The organism is Vibrio sp. 1CM23M, from assembly GCF_023161755.1.
GTDB classification, from domain to species: Bacteria; Pseudomonadota; Gammaproteobacteria; order Enterobacterales; family Vibrionaceae; genus Vibrio; species Vibrio coralliirubri.
Genome location: NZ_JALNTR010000003.1, coordinates 365,582 through 389,876, shown reverse-complemented (window position 1 = coordinate 389,876; position 24,295 = coordinate 365,582). Strand labels below are relative to the sequence as shown.

The 24,295-nt window shown below is 42.7% G+C and carries 26 protein-coding genes and 1 riboswitch; of the genes, 11 read left to right on the top strand and 15 right to left on the bottom strand.

Annotated elements, in window-relative coordinates:
- The first annotated feature begins 62 nt into the window (after nt 1–62).
- A complete protein-coding gene (locus MSG35_RS12730; RefSeq protein ID WP_248384107.1) occupies nt 63–728 on the top strand; it encodes a DUF2057 family protein in 666 nt (221 codons plus the stop codon).
- A gap of 108 nt (nt 729–836) precedes the next feature.
- Here MSG35_RS12730 and MSG35_RS12725 read toward each other — a convergent pair whose 3' ends face one another.
- The 3 genes from MSG35_RS12725 to MSG35_RS12715 form a co-directional block, all read right to left on the bottom strand.
- Nucleotides 837–995: a hypothetical protein gene (locus MSG35_RS12725; protein ID WP_017085149.1), complete on the bottom strand. Its 159-nt coding sequence runs from the start codon at nt 993–995 to the stop codon at nt 837–839.
- 164 nt (nt 996–1,159) lie between these two features.
- Complete coding sequence (locus MSG35_RS12720) at nt 1,160–1,876, bottom strand: Crp/Fnr family transcriptional regulator (RefSeq protein ID WP_248384106.1); 717 nt, start codon at nt 1,874–1,876, stop codon at nt 1,160–1,162.
- A gap of 338 nt (nt 1,877–2,214) precedes the next feature.
- Entirely contained in the window at nt 2,215–3,213 is a 999-nt protein-coding gene (locus tag MSG35_RS12715; RefSeq protein WP_248384105.1) for an adenosine deaminase, read from the bottom strand.
- A 90-nt stretch (nt 3,214–3,303) separates the two neighbouring features.
- Nucleotides 3,304–3,403, bottom strand: a riboswitch (purine riboswitch).
- Between the two features lie 167 nt (nt 3,404–3,570).
- On the opposite strand from MSG35_RS12715, the gene MSG35_RS12710 reads away from it, so the two are divergent.
- The gene (locus MSG35_RS12710) at nt 3,571–4,353 is read left to right on the top strand and encodes a LuxR C-terminal-related transcriptional regulator (protein ID WP_017080125.1); all 783 of its coding nucleotides are present in this window, start codon (nt 3,571–3,573) and stop codon (nt 4,351–4,353) included.
- Nucleotides 4,354–4,452: 99 nt separating this feature from the next.
- Here MSG35_RS12710 and MSG35_RS12705 read toward each other — a convergent pair whose 3' ends face one another.
- Both MSG35_RS12705 and MSG35_RS12700 read right to left on the bottom strand, forming a co-directional pair.
- Nucleotides 4,453–4,947 carry a GNAT family N-acetyltransferase gene (locus MSG35_RS12705; RefSeq protein ID WP_004730462.1) on the bottom strand — a complete coding sequence of 165 codons (495 nt, stop codon included), beginning with the start codon at nt 4,945–4,947 and terminating at the stop codon, nt 4,453–4,455.
- 166 nt (nt 4,948–5,113) lie between these two features.
- Entirely contained in the window at nt 5,114–6,097 is a 984-nt protein-coding gene (locus tag MSG35_RS12700) for a DUF2860 family protein (protein ID WP_017085153.1), read from the bottom strand.
- Between the two features lie 202 nt (nt 6,098–6,299).
- Between MSG35_RS12700 and MSG35_RS12695 the strand changes: the two genes are divergently transcribed.
- Nucleotides 6,300–6,797, top strand: a complete 498-nt coding sequence (locus MSG35_RS12695; protein WP_248384104.1) for a fasciclin domain-containing protein — start codon at nt 6,300–6,302, stop codon at nt 6,795–6,797.
- Between the two features lie 141 nt (nt 6,798–6,938).
- Here MSG35_RS12695 and MSG35_RS12690 read toward each other — a convergent pair whose 3' ends face one another.
- From MSG35_RS12690 to MSG35_RS12660, 7 genes are all read right to left on the bottom strand, one after another.
- Nucleotides 6,939–7,235, bottom strand: coding sequence for a hypothetical protein (locus tag MSG35_RS12690; protein ID WP_004730457.1), 297 nt, complete (start codon nt 7,233–7,235; stop codon nt 6,939–6,941).
- Between the two features lie 131 nt (nt 7,236–7,366).
- Nucleotides 7,367–7,624, bottom strand: a complete 258-nt coding sequence (locus MSG35_RS12685; protein WP_017085155.1) for a hypothetical protein — start codon at nt 7,622–7,624, stop codon at nt 7,367–7,369.
- A 165-nt stretch (nt 7,625–7,789) separates the two neighbouring features.
- Nucleotides 7,790–8,272, bottom strand: a complete 483-nt coding sequence (locus tag MSG35_RS12680) for a GNAT family N-acetyltransferase (protein ID WP_102339241.1) — start codon at nt 8,270–8,272, stop codon at nt 7,790–7,792.
- Nucleotides 8,273–8,399: 127 nt separating this feature from the next.
- Nucleotides 8,400–8,714 carry a cupin domain-containing protein gene (locus tag MSG35_RS12675; RefSeq protein WP_248384103.1) on the bottom strand — a complete coding sequence of 105 codons (315 nt, stop codon included), beginning with the start codon at nt 8,712–8,714 and terminating at the stop codon, nt 8,400–8,402.
- Between the two features lie 76 nt (nt 8,715–8,790).
- On the bottom strand, nt 8,791–9,294 hold the full coding sequence (locus MSG35_RS12670; protein WP_248384102.1) for a YgjV family protein: 504 nt from the start codon (nt 9,292–9,294) through the stop codon (nt 8,791–8,793).
- A gap of 123 nt (nt 9,295–9,417) precedes the next feature.
- Nucleotides 9,418–10,260 (bottom strand): PhzF family phenazine biosynthesis protein, encoded by an 843-nt coding sequence (locus MSG35_RS12665; RefSeq protein ID WP_082242933.1) that lies wholly within the window; start codon nt 10,258–10,260, stop codon nt 9,418–9,420.
- A gap of 284 nt (nt 10,261–10,544) precedes the next feature.
- Nucleotides 10,545–11,195, bottom strand: coding sequence for a LysE family transporter (locus MSG35_RS12660; protein ID WP_248384101.1), 651 nt, complete (start codon nt 11,193–11,195; stop codon nt 10,545–10,547).
- A 357-nt stretch (nt 11,196–11,552) separates the two neighbouring features.
- On the opposite strand from MSG35_RS12660, the gene MSG35_RS12655 reads away from it, so the two are divergent.
- Nucleotides 11,553–12,584 (top strand): extracellular solute-binding protein, encoded by a 1,032-nt coding sequence (locus MSG35_RS12655; RefSeq protein ID WP_248384100.1) that lies wholly within the window; start codon nt 11,553–11,555, stop codon nt 12,582–12,584.
- A 3-nt stretch (nt 12,585–12,587) separates the two neighbouring features.
- A complete protein-coding gene (locus MSG35_RS12650; protein ID WP_248384099.1) occupies nt 12,588–15,020 on the top strand; it encodes a bifunctional diguanylate cyclase/phosphodiesterase in 2,433 nt (810 codons plus the stop codon).
- 325 nt (nt 15,021–15,345) lie between these two features.
- Here MSG35_RS12650 and MSG35_RS12645 read toward each other — a convergent pair whose 3' ends face one another.
- Both MSG35_RS12645 and MSG35_RS12640 read right to left on the bottom strand, forming a co-directional pair.
- Nucleotides 15,346–16,371, bottom strand: coding sequence for a GGDEF domain-containing protein (locus MSG35_RS12645; protein WP_081229815.1), 1,026 nt, complete (start codon nt 16,369–16,371; stop codon nt 15,346–15,348).
- Nucleotides 16,372–16,380: 9 nt separating this feature from the next.
- Nucleotides 16,381–16,836 (bottom strand): molybdopterin-dependent oxidoreductase, encoded by a 456-nt coding sequence (locus tag MSG35_RS12640; RefSeq protein ID WP_248384098.1) that lies wholly within the window; start codon nt 16,834–16,836, stop codon nt 16,381–16,383.
- Between the two features lie 432 nt (nt 16,837–17,268).
- On the opposite strand from MSG35_RS12640, the gene MSG35_RS12635 reads away from it, so the two are divergent.
- The 6 genes from MSG35_RS12635 to MSG35_RS12610 all read left to right on the top strand — a co-directional run bounded on the left by MSG35_RS12635 (nt 17,269) and on the right by MSG35_RS12610 (nt 22,831).
- Nucleotides 17,269–17,643, top strand: a complete 375-nt coding sequence (locus tag MSG35_RS12635; RefSeq protein ID WP_059018733.1) for a cytochrome c — start codon at nt 17,269–17,271, stop codon at nt 17,641–17,643.
- Nucleotides 17,644–17,716: 73 nt separating this feature from the next.
- Nucleotides 17,717–19,141 carry a cytochrome-c oxidase, cbb3-type subunit I gene (ccoN, locus tag MSG35_RS12630; RefSeq protein WP_248384097.1) on the top strand — a complete coding sequence of 475 codons (1,425 nt, stop codon included), beginning with the start codon at nt 17,717–17,719 and terminating at the stop codon, nt 19,139–19,141.
- Entirely contained in the window at nt 19,142–19,756 is a 615-nt protein-coding gene (locus MSG35_RS12625; protein ID WP_050650523.1) for a cbb3-type cytochrome c oxidase subunit II, read from the top strand.
- Entirely contained in the window at nt 19,753–21,909 is a 2,157-nt protein-coding gene (locus MSG35_RS12620) for a cytochrome c (protein WP_248384096.1), read from the top strand. Before MSG35_RS12625 ends, MSG35_RS12620 begins: the two co-directional genes overlap by 4 nt.
- A 267-nt stretch (nt 21,910–22,176) precedes the next feature.
- Nucleotides 22,177–22,404 carry a PAS factor family protein gene (locus MSG35_RS12615; RefSeq protein ID WP_048613371.1) on the top strand — a complete coding sequence of 76 codons (228 nt, stop codon included), beginning with the start codon at nt 22,177–22,179 and terminating at the stop codon, nt 22,402–22,404.
- A gap of 244 nt (nt 22,405–22,648) precedes the next feature.
- Nucleotides 22,649–22,831 (top strand): hypothetical protein, encoded by a 183-nt coding sequence (locus MSG35_RS12610; RefSeq protein ID WP_004730424.1) that lies wholly within the window; start codon nt 22,649–22,651, stop codon nt 22,829–22,831.
- A gap of 168 nt (nt 22,832–22,999) precedes the next feature.
- Here MSG35_RS12610 and MSG35_RS12605 read toward each other — a convergent pair whose 3' ends face one another.
- Nucleotides 23,000–24,292 (bottom strand): alpha/beta fold hydrolase, encoded by a 1,293-nt coding sequence (locus tag MSG35_RS12605; protein WP_248384095.1) that lies wholly within the window; start codon nt 24,290–24,292, stop codon nt 23,000–23,002.
- Nucleotides 24,293–24,295 lie beyond the last annotated feature (3 nt).

Genomic DNA, 24,295 nt, shown 5'->3' with positions numbered 1-24,295 from the left:
AACTTGAAATACTTCTTTATGCATGCGAGTGTAGAACTACTCACCTAAATAACTGTATGACTATGAAAACATTACAATCCATTGCGCTGCTTTCGACAATTATCGCAGCACCACAAGTGTTAGCTGACGTAACAATTGAAGTTCCTTCTAGCGCAGATGCTTTAGTCGAAGTCTTAGCTGTAAATGAAGCTAAACCCGATCTTGACGGTGGTTTCTTCTCTTCGAGCAAAACGATCACCGTTCCAGATGGCGTAAACCAAATCGTTTTCAAATATCAACTTGCTTTCAGCCAAGGCAACGACCGTGAGTTTGTCGACAGCGATACCATCATTGCTACTTTTGACGCAGCAGACACCGCATTGACGTTCGACATGCCGAAGTTCCGTAACACCAACGAAGCGAAAAAAGGCCTTCAAAACTTAGATTGGAAACTGGTTGATGAAAACCAAAATGCAATCAGTGTTAAGCAAGATAAGCTAATCAAAGATGGCATGCAGATTGGTCGTAAGTACCCGCAAGAAGCGAAGGAATACAACCAGAAAGGTGGCATAGCTGCACTTACTGTAGGTGCTAGCGCGGGCGCAGCGGCTGCTGTAGTACAACCCGTAACGCTTCCAGCAAAGATTGACGGTAATGCAGCAAATACAGCTGAAGAGATGTTGTATTTCTGGTACGAAAAAGCGGATGCTGAAACGAAGCAGAAATTCAAAGACTACGTGAACAAGTAGATTTAATTACAAACAAGTAAACTAAGATCTCTCGTTCAAACGAAAGAAGCTGGCACTTTGCCAGCTTCTTGGTTTCTGTCTTTATCTAGCGAATTTAAGCTACGTAAACTAAACAGGCTCAGCCGATAACACTTTACCATCCACTTTAGTTGGCCATCCTAGCGCTTTATACTCAGCTGCTAGTAAATGGGCACAGCGGCTAGAAACCCTTGTTTTAATCCAGTCACCAAGTCCCAATACTTTATATTCCAATACAGCCATTTTCATAACAATTCTATTCCGCTCTAGTTCAATTTATAAATCTAGAGTGAACATTATAGATGTTCTCTTGTAATGTATGTTCCTAAAAGAACACTGTGCATAATTTTTTTAGATATCTAATAAACACTGAAAATCTAGTAATCCAAACGTTAGCTCGTAGTGTTAAAGATTCATGCCTTAATTTCAGCAACAGGGTCTCGTATCATCAAATTCATCGGTGAAATATGCTCATACAAGCCCTTAACATCGGTGATAAACACCTTTCCTCTTTGTATCTTAACCAAGCCTTGTTGCTCTATCCGTTTAAGAACTTCGTTTAGCCTAGGTCTTGATATGCCAGTTATCGAACTCAATTGAATTTGTGAAATATTAATGCTGACGGTTGCCCCCGCGATATTGGTCTGGCGAGCCGCAAGTTCCAACAAGACGTAAATGGTTTTCTGCTCTTTTTCATGAATCGAGGATAAGTAAGCCTGCATCCAAATAGATTGCGCTTTGGTTCCACAGTGAAGTAGCCATTTGTAAACCATGCACTTCCGCTCTGCGAGCTCTAATACCTTACTTGCAGGAAAAAGTACCATAGTGATAGGCTCTACTTCTTCTGCCACGGCAAAGAGGTTGTAGTCAGCATGTATAGACAAAGCCCCCATCCAATCTCCCCTTCCAATAACACCACCAGATAAGCTTTTCATGTTTTCTGTAGAAAAACAGATTCCAGCGGAGCCACTTAAAATATAAAAGACACCGGGCAAATTCTGAAACTTTTTTGTAATCTCAAAGCTGTCGACACCCGATTTAAAAACGGCAATATCAAGCAAGCTTTCTATCAAGTCCGCAGACAATTCACACGGCCATTGTATTTGTTCACTGATTGTTGGGTCTAACAACAGTTTGTTCCTCCTCAGACAATCTCTGTGTCTGCTTTTATACGCTTATGCTTAAGCTGATCTCTATTTCAATATAGCGTGACACTGTATATCTACACCTCGTTTAAATGTAGTTCATTAAAGCTTAAGACAAGATGTTTTTACCCAAATAAAATCATATTTCTTAATGTCTTAAGCCACTTATCTAGCTCAAAACCCGCTTGAGAACCAAAATAAAAACGACCAACACTTGTTGGCCGTTTAAGCTTTCTAAATCGCAGAATGCCGAGAGTTCGTTCGCATTCACCTATACCCTAAACTTCGCCTTTAGCTTCATACTGAAACTTTTGACTTTTGACTTAAGCGAGGTACGCCAAAACAACATCACGATATTGCTGTTTCAATGATTCTTCAATAAAGCTCGCTTCTATTGCATTTAAAGTAAATTGAGCAAGCTCTTGTTCCGTCATCTCATGAGCTTGGCTCACCGCGTTAAAGTTATCCGACATATAACCACCAAAGTATGCAGGGTCGTCCGAGTTAATCGTCACCGCTACGCCTCGTCTTAACAACTCAACAATATTGTGATCTTCCATCTCATCGAATACACGCAATTTAATATTAGACAGTGGGCACACGGTCAGCGGCATTTTGGTTTCAATCAATTCGGCTATCAGAGCTTCGTCGGTCATACACTGCACACCATGATCCACTCGGCTCACGCTGAGCATTTCAATCGCATCGACAATATTTTGAGCAGGCCCTTCTTCTCCTGCATGCGCCACCGTTAAGAAACCTGCTTGTTTTGCTTGTTGGAATACACGCTTGAACTTCTCTGGTGGGTGCCCTAATTCAGAAGAGTCTAGGCCAACTCCGATGATCTTGTCTTGATGCTTCAACACATCGGCGAACGTTTGAATGGCGCTCTCTTCAGATAAATGGCGCAGAAAACATGCGATGATTTGAGAGGTAATACCCAACTCTTTATGACCCTGTTCAAGCGCACGATGAATGCCGTTAATAGCGGTGTCGAATGCAATGCCACGATCGGTATGTGTCTGGGGGTCAAAGAAAATTTCAGTATGGATAACATTGTCGGCTTTACAGCGTTCTAGATAAGCCCATGTCAAGTCGTAGAAATCCGGTTCTGTGCGCAGTGCATCAGCACCTTGATAATAGATATCCAGAAATGACTGTAAATCATCAAATTCGTATGCGCGTCTTAGCTGCTCTGGGGATGAATAAGGCAGATCAATGCCGTTGCGTTGAGCAAGTTGGAAAAGTAACTCAGGTTCGAGCGAACCTTCAATGTGTAAATGCAACTCTACTTTTGGGAGCCCTTGAATAAATGCGTTCATATTTCACCTACTATGGATTTTAGGTGTGCACTTACTCTGAATAATAGACAGGAGGTTTTCTTGAACGCCATTACAAAGAGTAAGAACACAATTGTGATCTAAACCCTTCGTAATCAGCACTTTGCGGGAGCTGGTAGAGACCCCCAAACCATATCATTGGGGTTATACGAAGCAAACGGTTGCTACTATACAGAGTTCAGTGTGAATTTCACCAATCGTTTCTCCATAAAACTAATAAATTACTCAGTAGCATTTAAGAATACTCGCCACACTTTATTCAGAACATCATTCTAACATTAGGTTGACACACTTTAGCTATTGCCGCTATTTTGTCTAAAACCACAAAAGACGGTCAATATGAAAGATAACCAATTCGCGAGCTTTGAGGATCTCCTCTCTCACCAAACCAACACTTTGACCGCATGCCAACCCAAAGATTTCGATAGCACTTTTTTCTTACTGGCAAGAGAAGCGCTCGCTTGGTTTAAGCTCGACAGGCTTACCCTGTTTCCAAACTCAATGATTCTTCTGGATACAGGAAAAAGTATTTCCGTATCCCAAACAGATACTCCACCGCTTGAAATGGAACGCTTTCTAAAAGGTAATTATCTTGATTACCTAAAGCTTTTACGTTCAAAAGAGTGTTGGCAGTTATTCCCTGAGGAAACACTAAAGAACCATAAACTCGACCCGTTACGTGTACTTTATGAAGAAGGTGCTCATTGGCATGGGATTGTAAGCCTTTCGCTGTTTGGTCAACAGTGGGGAGCTATCGGCTTCTCACGGTTCAGTCGTTACGATAAGCCAATTGAAGAGGCTGACATGAAGCGAATCAAATTGCTGAGTGACATCTGGCTCTGTTTTTGGCAGCACTCCAAAATGACTCGTAGTGTCACCAGCGATGAAACCAATAATATTAACGAGAGTGAAAAGCTATTATTGCTGACCAAAAGGCAGTGTGCGGTTCTAACTCAATTGGCACAAGGTTACACCGCTAAGCAATGTGCGGAGATCCTCTTTTTAAGCCCTAGAACCATTGAGTCACACAAATACCGCATGTTGGATATTTTGGAACTCGACAACCATACCGAACTGATTCAATTTGCGCTGCGCAATGGTTTCGGTATCGACAACAAATAACGCTAGATTCGTATAAAAGCCCTCAAAAGCAATGATTTAAGGGCTTTGTTTAATCACTATCTTATTGGCCAATTTCAACTGAACTGAGTTAAGTCACTCTCAACGATAATCCGGTCGAATTCTCGACATCAGTAACATATCGATATACTTACCCGCTTTGAATGTACTCAGCCTTTTCGCGCCTTCTAACTGAAAACCTACTCGTTCATATAAAGCAATCGCGGAGTGGTTATCTGCATGGACCTCTAACTCAAGACGCACGAGGTTTAGCCAGTTATCGGCTTGATTGATCGCTTCTAGCATTAAAGCCTTACCGACCCCTTTGCCATGCATCTCCGGATTAATCGCTATCGCAAGACCAGCGCAATGTCTGTCTCTCACCTTCGTGGTCATGAATAAAGTAATGTGACCTACGACCTTGCCAGAAACCTCCGCAACTAAAGTGAAATGGTCTGAGTGACCAAACAGTCGCTCCACTTGATCAGAGCTAAGAAAAGGCTTTTGTGAGGTATTCTCTAATACTGACGAGTGTCGATAAATATCAAAAATATCTTGGTTATCGGTGGGTTCAAGATGTCTAATTTGTATTTCCAAAGCGCTTCCTTATCATATTATTTTTGTCCATAAGCTAATTTTCATATTACGGATAGCAACGAGCACCTACAACCTTTGAAGGTGTAAGTGCTCGAAATAATTAAACAAATAGAAAGGCTGCTCTTAAGCTTCTGCTTTGATTAGTTTTGTTGACGTAGTGTGAATATTAGAATTTGTAGTCAACACCAACACTCGCTAATGCTTGTTCAGAGCTGTAAAAGTCAATCTTAGAGTCAATCGACCTGACACCGAGTAATGAAATAAACGACCAATCTTCATAACCCATTAAGCCACCAAACTCATAAGCTAAGAATGCACCGAATTCATTCTCTTCACGTACTTGCCCGTAAATTGGATTCGACTCATCATATTCACGATCACTTGCATCTAGGGTAACAACAAAACCGTGGCGACCGACTCTCTTCGCGTAGTTTAATTCAATTCCATAACTATCGAAGCTGAGTGCTCCTCCTTCTGCGTCTGAGTGGAAATACACCATTGAAGGAACAAATAGACCTGCTTGGTTTGGTAAGATAAAGCGGTAACCTGCTTTGGCGTACACATAGGTTCTTTCCCTATCCAGCAGCACAGCATCTTCCGGAGATAAGACTTGGCTACCAGATAGCTCTTCATCAACATCAGATTGCCCAAATGCGAGATCCGTTCGAAAACCAGTTCCACCGATATTAGTGAGCTGCAGTCGTCCTACATTACCTTTCACATCCGTTTCATTTCGATTAACGCCAACAGCATACGGATCCGTCCAAGCCTTGCCCGAGATAAGCGTAGGAAGAACAGAAAAATCCAATATTGTGCCTCCAGATAGCTGATGTCGATAACCAATCTCAAAAGCAATGGTACCTGTTGCAATATCCTCTCGAGTGGTACCCGCATACACTTGATGAGTCAGTGACTCACCAAAGGTATATTGAACCGTACCCAAAAAGCCGAGTAGCCCTTGGTTTTCACTATCCCCCTCCTTGGTGTTGGTTACTTGATTCGCGTCTTGCTCGGTGCTCAAGTTACTGCTGTCAGAAGATACACCCGTCAAGACACTGAAGTTACCACTGAAACCTTCCGTTGGTGCAAGGCCACTATAAGCTGGCATTGAAGCGAATGCCGAAAATACAACTGGTAAAACAAACCTCATATTCACATCCATTAATTGAATAATCACCCGTTAACTATATGTATTAAATTGAAATTATAACAACTATTTAACGGAGACATTTATTCAACTGACGAATTGGGTATCTAAAAAATAGGTTCAAAGGTGCAATAAGTTGATCTATCGCTTTTAAGCTTTCGTAGTACTTCTCGAAAATAACGGACAAAACTCAAAGGAAGACAATATGTTTAACAAATTAATCAAAACCACATCAGTGCTAGTTGCGACGCTTCTTTTTACGGCTTTTGCTCACGCTAACCACCACGAGATGAAGAAAGACATCGTTGATGTTGCGGCGGAAAACGGCTCTTTCAATACTTTAGTGGCGGCAGTAAAAGCAGCGGACTTAGTTGATACATTGAAAGGCGAAGGCCCTTTCACCGTATTGGCTCCCACTGATGAGGCATTTGCTGCGTTACCAGAAGGAACGGTCGACATGTTGTTGAAGCCAGAAAATAAAGACAAACTAGTTGCAGTGCTCACATACCATGTAATACCAGATAAAATCATGGCAGCTGAAGTTATGAAGTTAAATAGTGCAGTGACGGTTCAAGGCAGTGCGGTAATGATAGCGATAGATGACGGCAACGTAATGATAAACAACGCCAAAGTTATTATGCCAGACGTTGAGGCTAGCAATGGTGTTATCCATGTGATTGACGCTGTGCTGTTGCCTAAATAAGAAATACAACATCAGTCAAAGGTTTTAAGAGGGTGCGACAGGTCACACCCTTTTCATCTTTTAATTAAAAAGTTAATAACGGTCTCCAGCCAACCGAGGCTGCCTTTATATCAACAAGAACTATATCGACAAGAACCCGAATTACACAAACAAGCGGCCGAATATTAGAAATGCCGCCATCGACACCACCTTCGTGAAGACCACCACCCAAATGCAATCACCAATACTAGAGTGCGTTGCTTTCCCGAGAAGGAACACAAACAGAATCAACCCCAACACCCAGCCCACTGTCGGAATCAATGACACCAAAGCAACGATTACAGCAATAGTAAGAAGGGATTTAAAATCTGCGACCACGAAAGACATTTTGGAGGCGATATACATGCAGCATGCGGTTATTAATGCGTCCATCACAAACGCTAAAGCTTCAATTCCCACGTGACTTCCTTCACTCAAATTAGTTGCAGTGAATATTATCGCTAAAGTGATGATGTTTCTTTAAGAAGAGAACCAAAAACAGGTGAAAACTGTAACAAAAATGAGATTACCGTTCGTCTGAAGACGCAGGTTTATTTGCTCGAGTCTTCTAAGCCTTTGACCAGTGCTCCCGACCGAGTCTGATTTGCTTTTTGATAGGCATCAAAGCCATCTTCGCGTTTACCTCCGAACAAACAAAGAAACGAGTTGATGACGAATGAAAAGAACGAAATGACGACAACAAAGAGAGGAAACAGCCCCGACACCCCAGCTTTTAAGGCTAGAACGCCAACACCGAAGGACAACATCGACATTAATGTATATAGTTTAGATCTACTCACATGACTCATGAACAACACTCCTTGTATTCACTCAATGTTTAGATTAGACAAATTATCTTGCACACAATTTGAACTCATCGACAATATCAATAGATCAGGAAAAGTTATCCTTAAAAAGGTTCATTAATATTTCAAACTCGGTTTCTGTATCCCTACGAACACTAGCCCGCCTATTCAACTACCTTTTCTATCTTCAACTACCTTTTCCATCACGTAATTGGTCAGCTTTACACCACGCATTTCGACTTCCTGTTCATTGACAACTTTAAAGCCAAGATGCTCATAGAAAGGCCTTGCGGTAATACTTACTTCAGAGAAATATCTCGATATACCACGAACTCGACCCACAGTGAAAACATGCTCCATCAAGGCTTTCCCTACCCCCTTCCCTTGATATTCGTGGTGACAGAAAAAGTGATCAATCAAGCCACTTGGTTGCAGGTCAGTATAGCCAACTACGCAACCATCGAGTTCAGCCACAAAGGGTTGTAACCCATTCATACGCTTTTGCCATAACGCAAAGTCAAAGCTACTGGGTGCCCAAGCTTCTACTTGCTGTTGAGAATAATCTCGAACATTCACGTTACGTACGGTATGAAAGAAGATCTCCCACAGTGCTTTATCATCACTCGCTTGATAGTTTCGAATTCTAACCACGACATACTCCTTTTTGTCTTAAGTTCTTTCAGAGGTGCAAATTGACAGCTGAATCAGCAGGCTCAATAGTCCAAGCTCAACAGGCTCTGTAACCTGTATTCAACAGCCTCAGCTTTAGAACAAGATATCAACGATAAAACACAGCCAACCAGATCGTCACCATGTCTTTGTCCGTACCAATGACCTTGTGCTTTTCTCGTGCAGCGATGTTGATGTAATCCCCTTTTGATAAAGTAACAACGCGTCCATCTTCAAACTCGATGACACCTTTACCTTCAATCACCATCACCCATTCATTCTCATCTTGGTCATACCAACCCTCTTCTGGTGAGCAATGTCCATGCGACAATATCCTTTCGATTCGAACACCGTCGTTGGCAATCAGGTCATTGAATATTTCATTGGGTATTGATGAAGGAACATCATTGTAAATGTTTGGCATCAAGCTCTCCTAGCTAACATTGAATTGATTGGAATTGAATTGATTAACAACCTGGGCCTTAGCTGCACTGTAAAACCTAAACAGCAGCACTCTTTCTGAAATAAAAACGGTAATAGCCCACCAAGTTGCTGCAGATAAACAGCGCTTCCATCAGAACCGCTGTTGGCGAGCCAACTAAGTAATTATGAACCAGCCAAAAACTGGTTCCGATGATCATCAATTCTCTTAATCGACGGTCATCTTTATTGAAGGCAGCAAAGGTTTGAAACACGGAAGCAAAACAACTCAATATGCTGGTCAGCCCCGAGTAAGTCACTGCAGTTGCGACCACCGACATCGAACAGAACAAATATTTAAACTTAGACGAGGTAGAAAATACGCTCGTCAAATAGCGTATCGTGGCAATCGTCATTAAGCTCGCCGCTGTCCATTGTTCGAGAAGGATAAAGTGACTCGAAATAAGAACGCCAGCAAAGAACAGACAAGTGACGATTTTCTTCCTTTCCTTGAATTGGAATGACAGAAGATCAAAACAAATGGCTATCGCGACTAATACTTGAGAAAGATAAAAGGCAGACACGGTGATTCCTTCAATAATACATTACGCCCTAACCGCCTCTTTTAACTGTGAACAGTCGAATAAAACGTACTAGGCGGTTCCAACGATACAGGTCAAACAGCGCTCTAAAGCTTCTATAGAGATCTAAAGCTTCAACACGCCACTAATCACAGTGGTCGCAGAACCGATTAACTTTATTCGCCCATTAGCTGAGAGCTCGGTCGACAGATAACCACCACGACGAGACGCCTGATAAGCACTGAAACTGCTTTTGTTGAGCTTATCTGCCCAGTGCTGCGTCAATGCGCAATGTGCTGAGCCGGTAACAGGATCTTCATTAACCCCAACCCAAGGTGCAAAGTAGCGAGAAACAAAATCAAGTTCCGTATTTGATGCCAGCGCTGTGACCACAACACCGCGACCTTGAATACCTTTTAACGCATCAAAGTTTGGTGAAAGCTCCAATAACACTTGTTCGTTGGAAACTTCGATTAACTGCTTAGAGTCAAACTCTTGGAATGATACGACTTGATGCGGCTCTAAACCTAGGTGTTCAAGCAGTGCGAGGTTGGGTTCAGAATCTAATGACAGTTTAGTGCTAGGAAAATCAAGCTCAATAGACGATTCACAAACTGCGGCAGATAACTCCCCAGATAAAGTGTTAAACACGACCTTATCACCAGTGTTGAGCAGCCCTTGTTCTTTCATTACATGAACAGTTGCCAGTGTGCCATGCCCACACAGCTTCACTTCGACTTCGGGAGTGAACCATTTAAGCGTCATCGTGTTAAGCGCAAGAAAAGCAGTTTCAGACACCGCCATCTCTTCTGCGATTGAAAACATTAACGACTCGTCCAACAGCTCTTTAGAGATACAGACCCCAGCAGGGTTCCCTTTAAACGCTTGAGTTGTAAACGAATCTACTTGATATATCTCTAAATCCACAATGGCTCCTAAATGCGAAACATTTCCCAAACCGGCAATCATGGCTCGTTGGGACATAACCTAGATACTGCTGACCACAATAAGCACAAACATCTTGTGCTACAAGTCTTTAGAAACAAATTTATCGATACTTACTCAGAAAAAAAAGAAATGATAAACAAAGAGTTATGAAAAGAATTGGTGGATAAAGCAAAAGGTTTAATATCGGGCAAGCACTAGATAAAACGTATCAGACAAGGCAGGAAACATACACACATTCGCGGCACATAAGCATTGTATCGTGCCACAAACGTGAGGTTACTCAGCAATAATGACTCAAATTGAACCTATTGACGTACTAGCGCAGATTTCACAATGGTCAAGCCAAGTAGCCCCAGCATTACTCCTGTCACTTTATCAATATAGTAAGCAACACGCGTAAACTCTTGACGTACTTTGGGCGCAGATAACAAGAAGATGATCGCCGCATCCCATATAAAGACAACCACCGTCATCCAAATACCTAGACCTAACTTAAACATGAAGCCCACCTCATTATTCAGTACAACCGTGAATAAGCTCAAATAGAACAAAAGGTTTTTAGGATTAAGGATTCCCGATAGAAAACCCGTAACAAATTCTTTAAGAAAAGTGGTTTGATTGGAGGCACCTTCTTCGTCAACATCGAAATTACTGTAATTGCTTTTTTTCGCTCTTATCGCTTGCAAAGCAAGATAAACAAGAAACACACCACCAATGATCTTGAGTGCAATCATAATAGAAACGGATGCTGCCAAAATCGAGCCTACACCAACTAGGCACAAAGTAATGTAAACCGCATTCGCACTGGCAATACCGAATGCAACGCCTAGTGCTTTTCTTCCCTTATTTCGAACAGCACTCTTCACTACAATCACAAAGTCTGGTCCGGGGCTCAACAACGCAAAAAAATGAGCAATCGCCACGGTAACAAAAATCCCAACTAAACCTGCATCCATAAATCAATGTCCTTATTGTAAAATTTAATGCATTATTATTGCATAATTAACTCATGGTTGGTTTTTTGGTTAATAATTAATGTTTCGATACTAAGAGAATTAGACAGACAACACGTTCTAATCAGCCTCATGAGGGAAAGACGACCTAAATTGCACGGTTTTCAATATTTAGATTGCTAAGCCATGATTTAACATAGTGTTTTTTATAAAGGCTCATTTACCCATAACTTGCGGGCCGCAAAGTACGTGTATGCATCAAATACATTAGGTTGCATTAAAATAAGAGGCGTAAATTTGAAGCAGGTCTCAAATTTTGGGCTACGATATAATTAAGCAAAGTAGGAAAGGAATCCGTCAGTGAAAGCATTTTATGTTTCAGTTCTTGCGTCAACATCCTTTTTAACTGGCACAGCCTTTAGCCAACAGAATGATATTTACCTCTACAATTGGGATGAGTTTCTATCCGATAACGTCGTGACCCAACTAAGCGACACGTACGGCATTTCTTTGAAGCAACAGTTCTTTTCTGACGAGTCGATCAGAGATGAAGTGTTATTAAGCGAACGTCGGGGGGCATTTGAGCTAGTGATTATAGAAAGTGTAAAGCTCAATGCGTTAGCCAAGCAGAACCTATTTCATAATCTCAGTGAGTTACAACAATCCATTGCAGGTAACATTGATTCGAGATGGGTTGATGGGTGTGGCGAATATGGCATCCCCTACGCTTGGGGAACATCGGGCATTTTGTACCGCAGTGATAAAATCAACACGCCAACTTCTTGGACAACCATTCTCGAACCTGATTCAAAGAGTAGTGGCCGCATAAGTATGTACTACGAACCAACGGATTTGGTGAGTACCGCATTGCTAGCTAATCAATTTGATCCCTTCACCAACAACGAGCAAGAACTTCGCCTCGCCTATAAAACTCTAGAAGCCCAAAAGCCTCATCTTGAAAGCAGTGAATACGTCATCGATTATATTCACCAACCCGAACGTCTCGCTAACATCGACCTCGCCTACGGGTATTCTGGTGACAGTTATCTACTCAATGATTTGGAGCCTGATGCCTCTTGGTCCTACGCTGTACCTCAAGAAGGCACCACGTTATGGTTAGAGTGCATTGCTGCAATTAATAACGGAGAGTTGTCTGCACAAGCAACAACGATTCTATCATTCTTGTCGCAACCCGAGATTGCCGCTCAAAATGCGATGGATTCATGGTTTGCGACACCAAGCTCAAAAGCAAAAGCGCTCACTTCTCTAGAGTATCAAAATGATCCTGAGCTTTTCCCTAGCAAAGAGGTATTAGAACGCAGTTATCTGTATCAGCAACTCGAACCCAATAGCATTCAAATTCGTAACCGTATTGTCGACAGTTTGAGATAATTAATGCCTGTATTGAAGAAGCTTTATTTTGTACTCATTCCCACGCTATTGTTCGTTTTTACAATTGGTGGGATGGTTACCTATAACTTAGCCTCTAACCACGCGAAACACATGTACTTAGATGAAGTGCAATCCGACGTAAATACAGCGCTAGTGGCGGCTGAGTACGAACAACTTGGTTTATCTTTGTTAGTAAAAGATATTGGTTCGTCACTGCAGTTCTTGCGATATATTCAAAACCCAGGTGACTACACCACCCTATCTCTATTAGAAAAAAGAGTGCTTCGAGTCTTAAACCAAAGCCACGTTAATCAATTTGGTCAACGTAATATCTATGTCGTTGACCCCAAGTTCACTCTCACACTTTCGACATTACGAGCTGACCCTTTCGAAGGCTTAAAGATCCCTGACAACATCTACGAGAAAGTCTTCGATATATATACCTCTCTGATTAATAAGAACGACTTATCCCAAGAAGGTTTCTCTTATATCTCGGTAAGCGGCGAACTAAGATACGCCTATGTCGCAGCCATCGACCCTTACTTACTCCCCCAAGACAAACGCGCAAACGAAAGCTTAAACCGATACATATTGATTGCAGATGGTCCGTTAAAACAGCTGTCTAACTTGCTTATAAAATACAACGATGATGACAATATGCAGCTTCTGATTGAACCTTCATCAGATACTGAACACATCGAAAACACTCAGTTCGTTATCAAGTCGTTTGAACAAACCAAAGACAGCATTAAAGTTGAGATGAACAGTCGCCACTTCCTTGCTCAAGTTAATATTCGCGAAAAAAAATTCAATGAAGAGAAATCGTCCATCGCTCAACAAACACTACTGGGAAGCTTCTGCACGCTTTTTACCATCATGTTGATTGTACACATGGTGGTGCGCTATCAATTAGTACGTCCACTCAAAGATTTGCTACACGAAATATCCATAGGTGGGCTTAAGCTGAGATATTTCAAACGTTCATCGGGGCAAAGTGAAATTGATGGCTTGAAGAACGCTTACATTGATTCACTTACGGAATTAAAGTTCGAAGCTGAGTTCGATCAGCTAACCAAATTAGCTAACCGACGCTCGTTCATCCGACACCTCGATGTGCGTTTAAAAAGCTCGATGAGCCCTCACTGCTATCTGGTTTGCTGGGACATCATTGATTTTCGTAAAATCAATGATTTATACGGTGCAAAAGTGGGCGACAATGTGCTGATGAGCTTAGCAAGGGCACTAAGGGAAACATTGCAGAACCAACAATCCTCGTTTGGCTTTAGTTACAGTGATTATTCACTCGCAAGGTTGGGCGGAAACCAGTTTATTACCATATTAGAAATAGACGAGCATCAGTCAATAAACGAAGAAATCGAAAACATTAACAACACTCTAACGGGGACAACATTTCTTGATTACTACGGTTTCAGGCTCTCGATTGCCACTGGTGTTTTGCCAGTCGACACCCCGAAATTTCAAGAAATATGGCACCGATGCATCGATGAGATGCTGATTAGTGCTAAAGCACACAGTGATGGAGAAAGCCGAATCGTTTACGGCGAAGAACTTCTCCACACACTAGAAAGACATGACGTTATTGAGAAAAGGCTATTGGAGTGTTGTGAAAGTGACAACTTTGAACTTCGCTTTATGCCTATTTTCAATGCTCAGACCCTGCAAGTCGATGGCGCTGAATGTCTCATTCGCTGCCCTGCATTGTTTGACATTAAAGCGGGCCCAGATGAGTTCATTCCAGTCGCGGAGAGGAGCAATCTAATATCCAAACTCGACATGTGGGTCATTAGCACAGCCATTAGGAGCTATAAAGAACTCTCCGAGATTCACAAGTACAAAGGTACTCTATCCATAAACATCTCAGCGATGGAACTCTACAATCGTAATTTTGCCGACAACATCCGCAAAGTGCTCGAACGTTATCAAGTACCACCTAGCAACATCATTATTGAGATTACCGAAACCAGTTACGTGAAAAGCACCAAACTGACCGTACAAACGATCGAGAGCATCCGAGCCCTGGGTTTAAAAGTGTCTCTCGACGATTTCGGTACAGGTTACACGGCCTTCAACCAATTGCTTCATTACCCTGTCGACGAACTTAAAATTGATAAGAGCTTTATCGACAATATCGTCGACGACAAAGCTGACCGCAAGATGGTTGAATCCATGGTTAACTTAGGACACTCTTGTAACACTTTCGTTGTAGGGGAAGGTGTAGAGTCTATCGAACAATATCACCATTTAAGAAAAGCTAACTGCGACCTTATACAAGGGTATTTCTTTAGCCAGCCACTAACATATATTGAGTTCATTGAATTCGTCCGTGACCATAACCCACAAGCTATCCTAGACCAGCAATTACTTTTAGAACCAAGCTCTAACGAAAGGATTGTTGCACTTAATCAGAAACAGTAGTCGTATCTAAGTAAACATGACTACTGAATAACCACGACCAAACTGCCTCTCTCTTATCATCTAAATAAGCCTCTGCAATGAACACAGATTCACCGAGGACGATTCAAATAACAATTCCTAAAGACAAAGCCAAATAAACAAAGGAAGGCCCCCTTTCTGCTCATAAGCCAACATATTAACGAGGGTAATAGCTAGTATGTTAGTTACCAACCTAATGGACTTAGCTGGGTCAGCTTCATTCAGGCTTATAACGTAGGAATTCAGGCGCCAGTAAGATGAGGTGTCAGTAGAGAGGAATTAAAACGAGACTAAGCCTTGTAGAAACTTAGCTTTGCATCGAGGTCAATAATTCCATCATATCTTGAGAACTTATGTTTTTCTTATGCCTTACTACGGCGTCAATCATCAACTCTAGGTTACCTGCAGAGATGTAATCACTGAGCACGTCGTTAAATTTTTCTTGAATTTCATCACTAGCGTACAAATCGTCAGGAATAAAAAATAAGAACTGACTTCCGCTACTGCGAAAAGAAATGGTGCTTTCTGGTATCTTAGCGGTCAGAGACTTTGCTGCCGAACTCACGACAAGATCCCCATATTCAAGGCCATATTTTTGATTAATTTCGGTAAGGTTTCGGATTCGGACAAAATAGAGGTCAAAGTTGTTGTCCTTCGAATAGCTATTCTTCACAAATTTCATCAATGAGATTCGATTGCGAAACCCTGTAATAAAATCCGTAGAGTAGAGTTTTCTTTTGATAGAGAAATCCACATAAAAAATAATCCCGGTCATCAACAAGATGACAACTAGAAACACGCTACTTATTCGATGGACGGTAACTAAGTTATCGACCATTGAAGTATTTTCTTCAATCACGGGGCTCTGTAAGCGAAACTTGTCGTTAATAAAATCTACAAGTGTTTGGTAGCAAATATCGACCTTTTTCTGCAATGACTCCTTAGTTAATAATCCTTCACTGACCAATTTTATCGAAGACTCCAAGCTCTTAAATTTATCAAATTCCGAAGTGAAATAAGGCTTAAAGTTTGCTGACTTGATGAAGTTAGAAGATTCAGTGCTATTAATCAATATATCAAAACGACTCCACGTAATATCGTACGCTAGCCATAACTCATCATAATCGATAGTTTCGGAACGACTTACCATCAGAAAATTGGCATATTCCTTTACTAACTGGAAAACAAACCAGGTGGCTTCATTTTGTCGAGTCGAAAAGCTTTTGTTAATGTCGTTAATGCGAGTGACACTGTAAATATTAACGGTGAGTACCACCGCAGCCAAAGATAACACGACGACTTTAATGACAGTCAACGACAACAGCTTTTTCATAGAGAACCTCTATAGGTGGATATCGCGTATCTGCCAGATCATCTTGGCGTGGAAGTCTGTGTTATCAATATCAGGCGTCGAGGAAAGAGGATATATCAACCAATAGGGCCCTTTGTCTCTAACCGACATAAATTGACCATTCTGTTTTATCGCAATGATCGGTTGGTAATCGTAAAAGTCTTCCTTAGGCACCGCAATTTTGTAGTCATTCAATGCTACGAAAGTTACTTGAGATGCAATAGGTAAGCCCATGGTTTCAAGCACTGTTTGCAAGGTAACCCCGCTATAGACTAGCTCTCCATCAACCCAAGGTAATGATGTAATAATCTCTTTTTGGGGAAGTTGTAACAGTTGCTCTCGGCTTAACTGGTGCTTTTGACCTAGATGGTCAAATACGGTGAGTTGCGATGCAGCGAAAATAGAAAATGAACACAATGAAAGCATAAACAACAGTGCAGTTCTCATTTTAAACTCCGTTTTAAAAAGGTTACTAATCTGAGTTTAGTCTATATTGGCCATTTGACTTGCTTGGACATTGCCTTATTTTCATTCATTCAACTCAACCCTGACTAAATGACATTTCAACCTTATAATCCAGCGCAAACACAACCTTTGCTCCTTCTCTGATAATCATTGGCTCACCTTATTTAGTAGAAACCTCTCTTTTTTAAACACCTTGAGTAATCCAATAAGCCCTATGAATACGTATCACACAACAAAATTAACAATAAATATGAGTAAGTAAGTAGCGAGAATGCTGGTTGCTGCATAACCTTTAATCGAACGTAAGCAGCTTTAAGAGACCTAATAACGAGTTCCAGTCGTTTCTACTTCACCAGTTGATCTCGTGCGTTGATCTTAAAAAGCTTACTCATTTCATAATCAAGGGAATCGAGAATGAGTTTGAATATAAAAAAATTTAACCCCATGGCGACACTTTCTACCCTGGTAATGACGCTGGTCATGTTTCCTGTTTCTGCCGAAGTTAACCAAGAACAATTCGAGTTAGGTAAACAAAAAGCCAAAGTGTGCATGACTTGTCATGGCGCTGATGGCATCTCAACACAAGATCCCTACCCGAACCTTCGCGGTCAAAAAGTGGGTTATCTCATCTCTTCATTGAAAGATTACCAGACTCGAGAAAGAACCAGTGGCTTAGCGATTCTCATGCAACAACAAGCCGATACGCTCTCAGACCAAGACATTCGTGACATTTCCTATTTCTATTCAGTGCTCGGCAACGAAGCAAGCTCGCTCAGCGATTCAAATTAAGTCAGCGATTCAAATTAAGTCAGCGATTCAAATTAAGTCAGCGATTCAAAATATCTAGGCAAGGAGCCTTGTTATGGAACAAGTAACAACGCAATACAGCATTAAGGTCGTGAAGTACTTCATTATCGCCTCCTTAGTGTGGGCGATTGTAGGTATGATCATCGGCGTGATTCTCGCCGCGCAATTATATTGGCCAGTCTTAAACTTTGATTCTCAATATTTCCAATTTGGTCGACTGCGTCCGCTACATACCTCTGGAGTGATTTACGGCTTCGTCGTGAATATCTTGATGGGGACGTCTTTATACATTGCCCAGCGAACAGGCCATTGTGACTTGTTCAATAAAAGCCTTTCATGGATGGTATTTTGGGGCTGGCAATTCATCTTGTTACTTGCGGTCATTTCCTTACCCGCAGGCCACACTACCTCAAAAGAGTATGCAGAGCTTGAATGGCCAATCGACTTAATGATTGTGTTGGTTTGGGTGCTGTATGCGGTGTTGTTCTTTGGCACCCTTGCTAAACGAAAGGTCAGCCATATCTTTGTGGCTAACTGGTTCTTTGCTGCATTCATTATCGTCGTTGCAATGATTTTCATCGTGAACAACCTCGCGATGCCAGTGCTAGCGATGAAGTCCTACTCTGTGTTTGCAGGCGCTCAAGATGCGATTGTTCAATGGTGGTGGGGACATAATGCCGTCGGCTTCTTACTGACCGCTGGTGTCATTGGTATGAACTACTATTTCATACCCAAAGCAGCGGATCGACCTATTTACTCGTACCGTTTGTCTGTGATCCATTTCTGGGGCTTGGTCGGCTTTTACACGTGGGCCGGCACGCACCATTTGGTTTATTCTTCCGTTCCTATCTGGATTCAGAACATCGGCATTGTGATGTCATTGATCCTGTGGCTCCCTTCTTGGGCCGGTGCGTTTAATAGCGCAATGACCCTTCTACAAAACAAAGAAAAGCTGAAGTCCGACTACATTCTTTTATTCTTTTTCTCAGCGATTCTTTACTACTGCTTGGCAACATTCGAAGGTCCGCTACTCGCTATTCGCTGGTTCAACATGGTGGCACACAACACCGAATGGATCATAGGACACGTACATTCCGCGGCTCTCGGATGGGTTGGAATGTCAGGGATAGCTGTTTTTTACTATTTCATTCCACGCTTATGGGGCCAAACCGATCTTTGGTCACGACGACTGATTAAATGGCACTTTTGGCTCGCTCATGCTGGCGTCGCCATTTATGCGATTGCACTTTGGATCGCAGGCATCGGCGAGGGGTATATGTGGCTCGCTCAAAATGAAAATGGCGAACTGATTTACAGTTTTGTAGAAGCTATGGACTTTAAAGCACCTTGGCTATTCATGCGCTTCTTCGGTGGTGCGCTGTTTGTACTTGGATTGTTCTTAATGGCTTTCAACTTGTACAAAACGGTTCGTATGCCCGCAGTACATGATGCTAAAACCACCGTTAATGAGGGGGCTTAAATGATGAGTAAAGACTTTACACATTCAATCGTCATTTTAATTTTGACCACTGTTGTCGTGGCTTCCTTCTCTTTATTGGTCTGGGTAGTGCCAAGCATTGTCCGTGGCGACGATATTGCCAAAGGCAGCTTAGCGATGCCACTCACACCAATTGAGTTAGCAGGCCGAGACATCTACATCAGTGAAGGCTGCCATGTTTGTCACACACAAATGGTTCGCCCTCTAGAGCCAGAGGTGAAACGTAATGGTCGCCCGAACCAAGAAGCAGACGATATCTATGAGTTTCCTAACTTGTGGGGCTCTAAACGTACTGGTCCTGATCTCACTAACTTAGGTAGAAAGTATTCTGACCAATGGCATGTTATTCACTTAATTGATCCTCGAAAAGTCGTACCGACCTCGATCATGCCCTCTTACCCGTGGCTATTTGAACAGACCCTGACTGGAGACGATATTAGCGCCAAAATGGAAGTGTTACGTACCTTAGGAGTGCCTTATACCGATCAAGAAATTGGTGACGCCCGTTTGCAAGTAAGAGGCAAAACCAAAGGTGAAGCGCTGATTCGCTATTTACAAAGCCTAGGTAAAGATACGTCACAGGAGGTATCAAAATGAGCACATTCTGGAATCTATGGGCGGTACTCTTAACCTTAATATTCTTTGTTCTGATGGTATCGGTTATCGTTAAATATTGGCGTAGCAATCATAAGGCCGATCACGACCACACCATTGGCACCTTTGATGGGATTGAAGAGAAAGATGCGCCTCCACCTAAGCTGTTATTTGTCAGCTATGCGGTCGCATTTCTTTTATCTGCAGGCTATTTGGTGCTCTACCCTGGGCTTGGCGAATGGGAAGGCTTAGTCGATTGGGAACAAAGCGACGATAAGCTCAGCTCACCATCCACCACTCTCAATGAGCAATTTGCACAAACCAGTGAAACCACGTTAGAGGGATTAGCTGCAGTCCCAGAGATCGTGAACAGCGGTAGAATTCTGTTCCAAACTCACTGTGCTGCTTGTCACCGAGATAACGCTCAGGGACAAAAGCACTTTCCTAACCTGATAGACCAAGAGTGGCTTTATGGTGGCAGTGATGAAGCTGTGATTCATTCGATCGCCAAAGGCCGGAACGGTGCTATGCCGGGTTGGAGTGAAATCATGCGCCCAGATGAGGTGGCAAAAGTTTCCTACTATCTAGCCTCTCTCAACCAACGTCATACCGATGTACCGGAGATTAAAGTCGAGCTCGGTAAAACCTTGTTCGTCCAATACTGTTCGTCTTGTCATGCCGATGGTGCTGTCGCTAATCCAGCGATTGGTGTACCTGATCTTTCCGATGACATCTGGCTTCACGGCGGCAGTATTGAAGAGATTCAGCACACTATCAATTACGGTTTGAACAACCTAATGCCTGCGTTTGATGAGCAGCTCACCGAGAACGAGATACTCGCGCTTGGGGCTTATATCCGACACGCTGGTGAAGTAGAACAACAAAGGCTCGCGAGTTTGAAAGCATCATCTGTTGAGCGCGGAGAATATCTCGCTTATGCCGGTGACTGTGTGGCTTGTCATAGTGCAGAAGGTGGCGAACCCTTTGCTGGCGGCCTACCGTTTGTGACCCCTTTCGGTACCGTGTATTCAACCAACATAACGCCACACACCACCGAAGGGATTGGGACTTATGACTTTGATGATTTCCGAGCCGCGTTAGTTGCAGGTAAAGGTAAGAATGGTTACCTGTACCCTGCAATGCCTTACACCTCTTATCAATACCTCACCGACCAAGACATGGTGGATTTATGGGAATACATGCAGTCAATCACCGCCGTGCCACGACGCAATGATGACAACAGCATGATGTTTCCATCCAATATTCGCTTAGGTTTGCTTGGCTGGAACATTGTATTCATGGATACCGACCCTATTGATTACGAAGTACCAGAGGAGCTCAAAGGAGAAATTGAGAATGTCGATAAGTGGCAACAAGGCAAATATTGGGTCGCAGGGCTTGGTCATTGTTCGGAGTGCCATACACCTCGAAACATTGCCCAAGCACTGATACCAGAACGTATTTTCCAAGGTAACTTGATCGACGGTTGGAACGCGCCTGATATTACAGCCAATGAGCTCTATATCGATGGTTGGGATGAAGCAACACTCACCGACTTTTTACACACAGGACATTCAGACAAAGGCACTGCTTTTGCGGGTATGGCTGATGTCGTGAAAAACAGCCTAAGCTTGATGACACGTGAAGATATCGAGTCGATGTCCTATTACCTACTCAGTGGGGATATCAACAACACCATTGCCAGTGATGCCGTTCAGTTACAACCTAAAGGGTTTGATGGAGCTGCGTATGCCAGTGAAATCTACACCACGTATCGTCAAACTTGTGGGGCGTGTCATGGCGACGATGGTAAAGGTCGTGACCCAATCGCGCCGACTCTGTTGAATAACGGTATTATCATGCACAGCGACCCATTCAACACCATTGCGGTAACCGTACGTGGCTTACAACCCACCTATCTCGACAAAGACCGAAACTTCATGCCGATGGCAAGTTTTGAAGATGTATTGTCGGATCAACGCTTAGCTGAGTTAATCACGTTTGTGCGTTTAAACCTTGGCGACCGAAATGAACCGGTCACGGCTGAGCATGTTAGAGAGGTACGAGAAACACTTGAAGCAGCAGGTTATGCGGGCGGATTACACACCACGCCTGAAATGTACGAAAATCGAGATAAGAACATTAACATACGATAGACGCTGTAGCTGTGCGTAGCCGATTGGCTCAATACGCAGCGAACAGCACGTACCTTTTATCTTTGCCTAACAAACCAAAAGGAGACCACAGTGTCTCCTTTTCTTTTGCCCAAACCCAAGTTTTCGATACTTTGCCGCACAACACAATTGTAACTAACTGATTACACAATTAAGCAGAGCTGCACATAATGCGATCAATCTCGCAGAACAAAGATGACACCAAGTGCATAATATGCAAAATTTTCTAAAGATGTACTAAGGACAGTTATGGATACAACTACACTCATCTACGATACGTTGGAAGGCCTATCGAGCGCAAAGCCACAGCAACACGCTCAAATCCGCCAAAATCTATATAACCAATTAGATTTATCATTTGAGAAGCAGTTGGCTTTGTATTCATCAGTTCTTGGTCCAGCAAGTGCTGGTAGATTGACCGATTTGGATAGTGCAGTGATGTCTGCACGCAAGATTGTTGGTTTAGAAAACAACTAAGCAATCTTCAACCTATCTCAACTTTAACGCTGCCATCGTGCAGCGTTTTTTTATGGATGTTATTTACGGTAAGTAAGGTTGGTTACGATAAACGCGGTTAAGAAGATAAGTGCAGTTGGGTCTGTTTTTCAAGTTACACGCATTCTCATTTGGTTAATCTTATGTTCCATTTTTAACAGGTGTGTAACCACAATAATGGCGCTAATGTTAGTAGCACGTTAACCACACATCGGATGGAAGAATCATGAGAGTACTAATTGAATATACACAAACAGGCAAATACCGTGATCATGCGTGGGAAGCACTAACTATTCGTTCAAAAGGCGAAATTCAAGCTGTGACTCCCTCTTATGCGGCTCAGCTTATCGAACAAAACCGCGCCAGCTTATCGACCACCGAAAATCAAGATATCGTCATCCAACCTTAATGGCTTCAAGGGCTACCCCTCCTAGTTCCTTAAATCGAATAGTTCGATGACATAAAAAAACGCTGCACGGATGCAGCGTTTTCTTGTTTCTGGCGTGCCTTGTCTCTAACGTAAAGAGCTTCTAACTTAGATAGCTTCTAACGTAGATAACCTACGCAGAGAATTTGATTATTTTGGCAAGTTTTCTAATGCATCAACCATCGTCATTAGCTTATCGACGATTCGCTCACCATCCACTCTCAAACCATTGTGCTCATACTCGTTGGTAATCCACGCTTTTGAGTTTGGAATATTAGCCAATGTTTCGCGGCTGTAATCCAGTTCTACGTACATGTCATCTGCGTAAACTGCACACGCCATCGGAACCGTATTCTTGCTCAGCTGCTCAGTGTTGTACAAAGTACCCCAATCCGATTTTTCAGCTAATAGATTGGCTGCTTCACGCAATGGCTTCAACGTTTCAAGTTGATCAAACATCCATGGGTAGACCATTTCTCCGGTAAACCAGAACTCACTACCCGATTGGTAGTTGAAGTGTGGGTACTGCTCACGAACTCGATGTGCAGACCAGTTAGACGCTGTACCTTGGCAGTAAATCGATTCATGCAGAATTGCGTAAATTGGGTTAGTTAAGTAACCCTGCTCTTGCTGCATTTGGTTTAGGAAGCTGTAGCTCAGCTGTCTGTTACCGTTCACTTCAACAAAAGCACTTTCCAGAGTGAAGTACATAGGAAGGTTCGCTTCACCGCCACCAAGGTTAATGCCAATAAGTTGAAATTGCTCAACCGTGAACACCTGTCCGTTTGGCAGTCTTACGTCGTTGTTAAGCAGGTAATCAGAGATCTCGCGGCACGTGGCTTGCGCTTGTGGGAACTGAGCAAAGAAGGCTCTGTTTTTGTCTTCCACACGCTTATATGTCGCACGATAAACATCGTCAGCTTCTCGCTCAATAGACGGAATACCACCCGTCACGTAGCAACGTTGCAAGCTCTGTGGGAACAGTGACAAATAGCTCAGTGTGCAGAAGCCACCAAAGCTTTGACCAATCGTAGACCATTGCTTAATACCAAACTGCTCACGAATCGCTTCAGCGTCTCGAACGATGTTATCCGCTCTGAAATGCGTTAAGTACTCAACCTGCTGTTCTGGTGACAAATGCGCCAAGGTTTCATGGCTAATCACTGTGCTGTTGCCTGTACCACGTTGGTCTAGAAGCAAGACACGGTAGTTTTGTAATGCACGCTTTAGCCAACCCGATTGACCACTCACTCGTGGAGAAGGAAAACCTGGCCCCCCCTGAAAGTAGATCAACCACGGCAGTTCTTGCCCATCTTTAGCGAGATCAACCAGCTCACGTGCGAAGACTTGGATCTGTTGTCCATCTTTTGCTTGATAATCGAGTGGCAACTCAAAAGAGTGCTGACGATACAGGGTGGTTCCATCAATAAAGTTAGCTTGCACGCT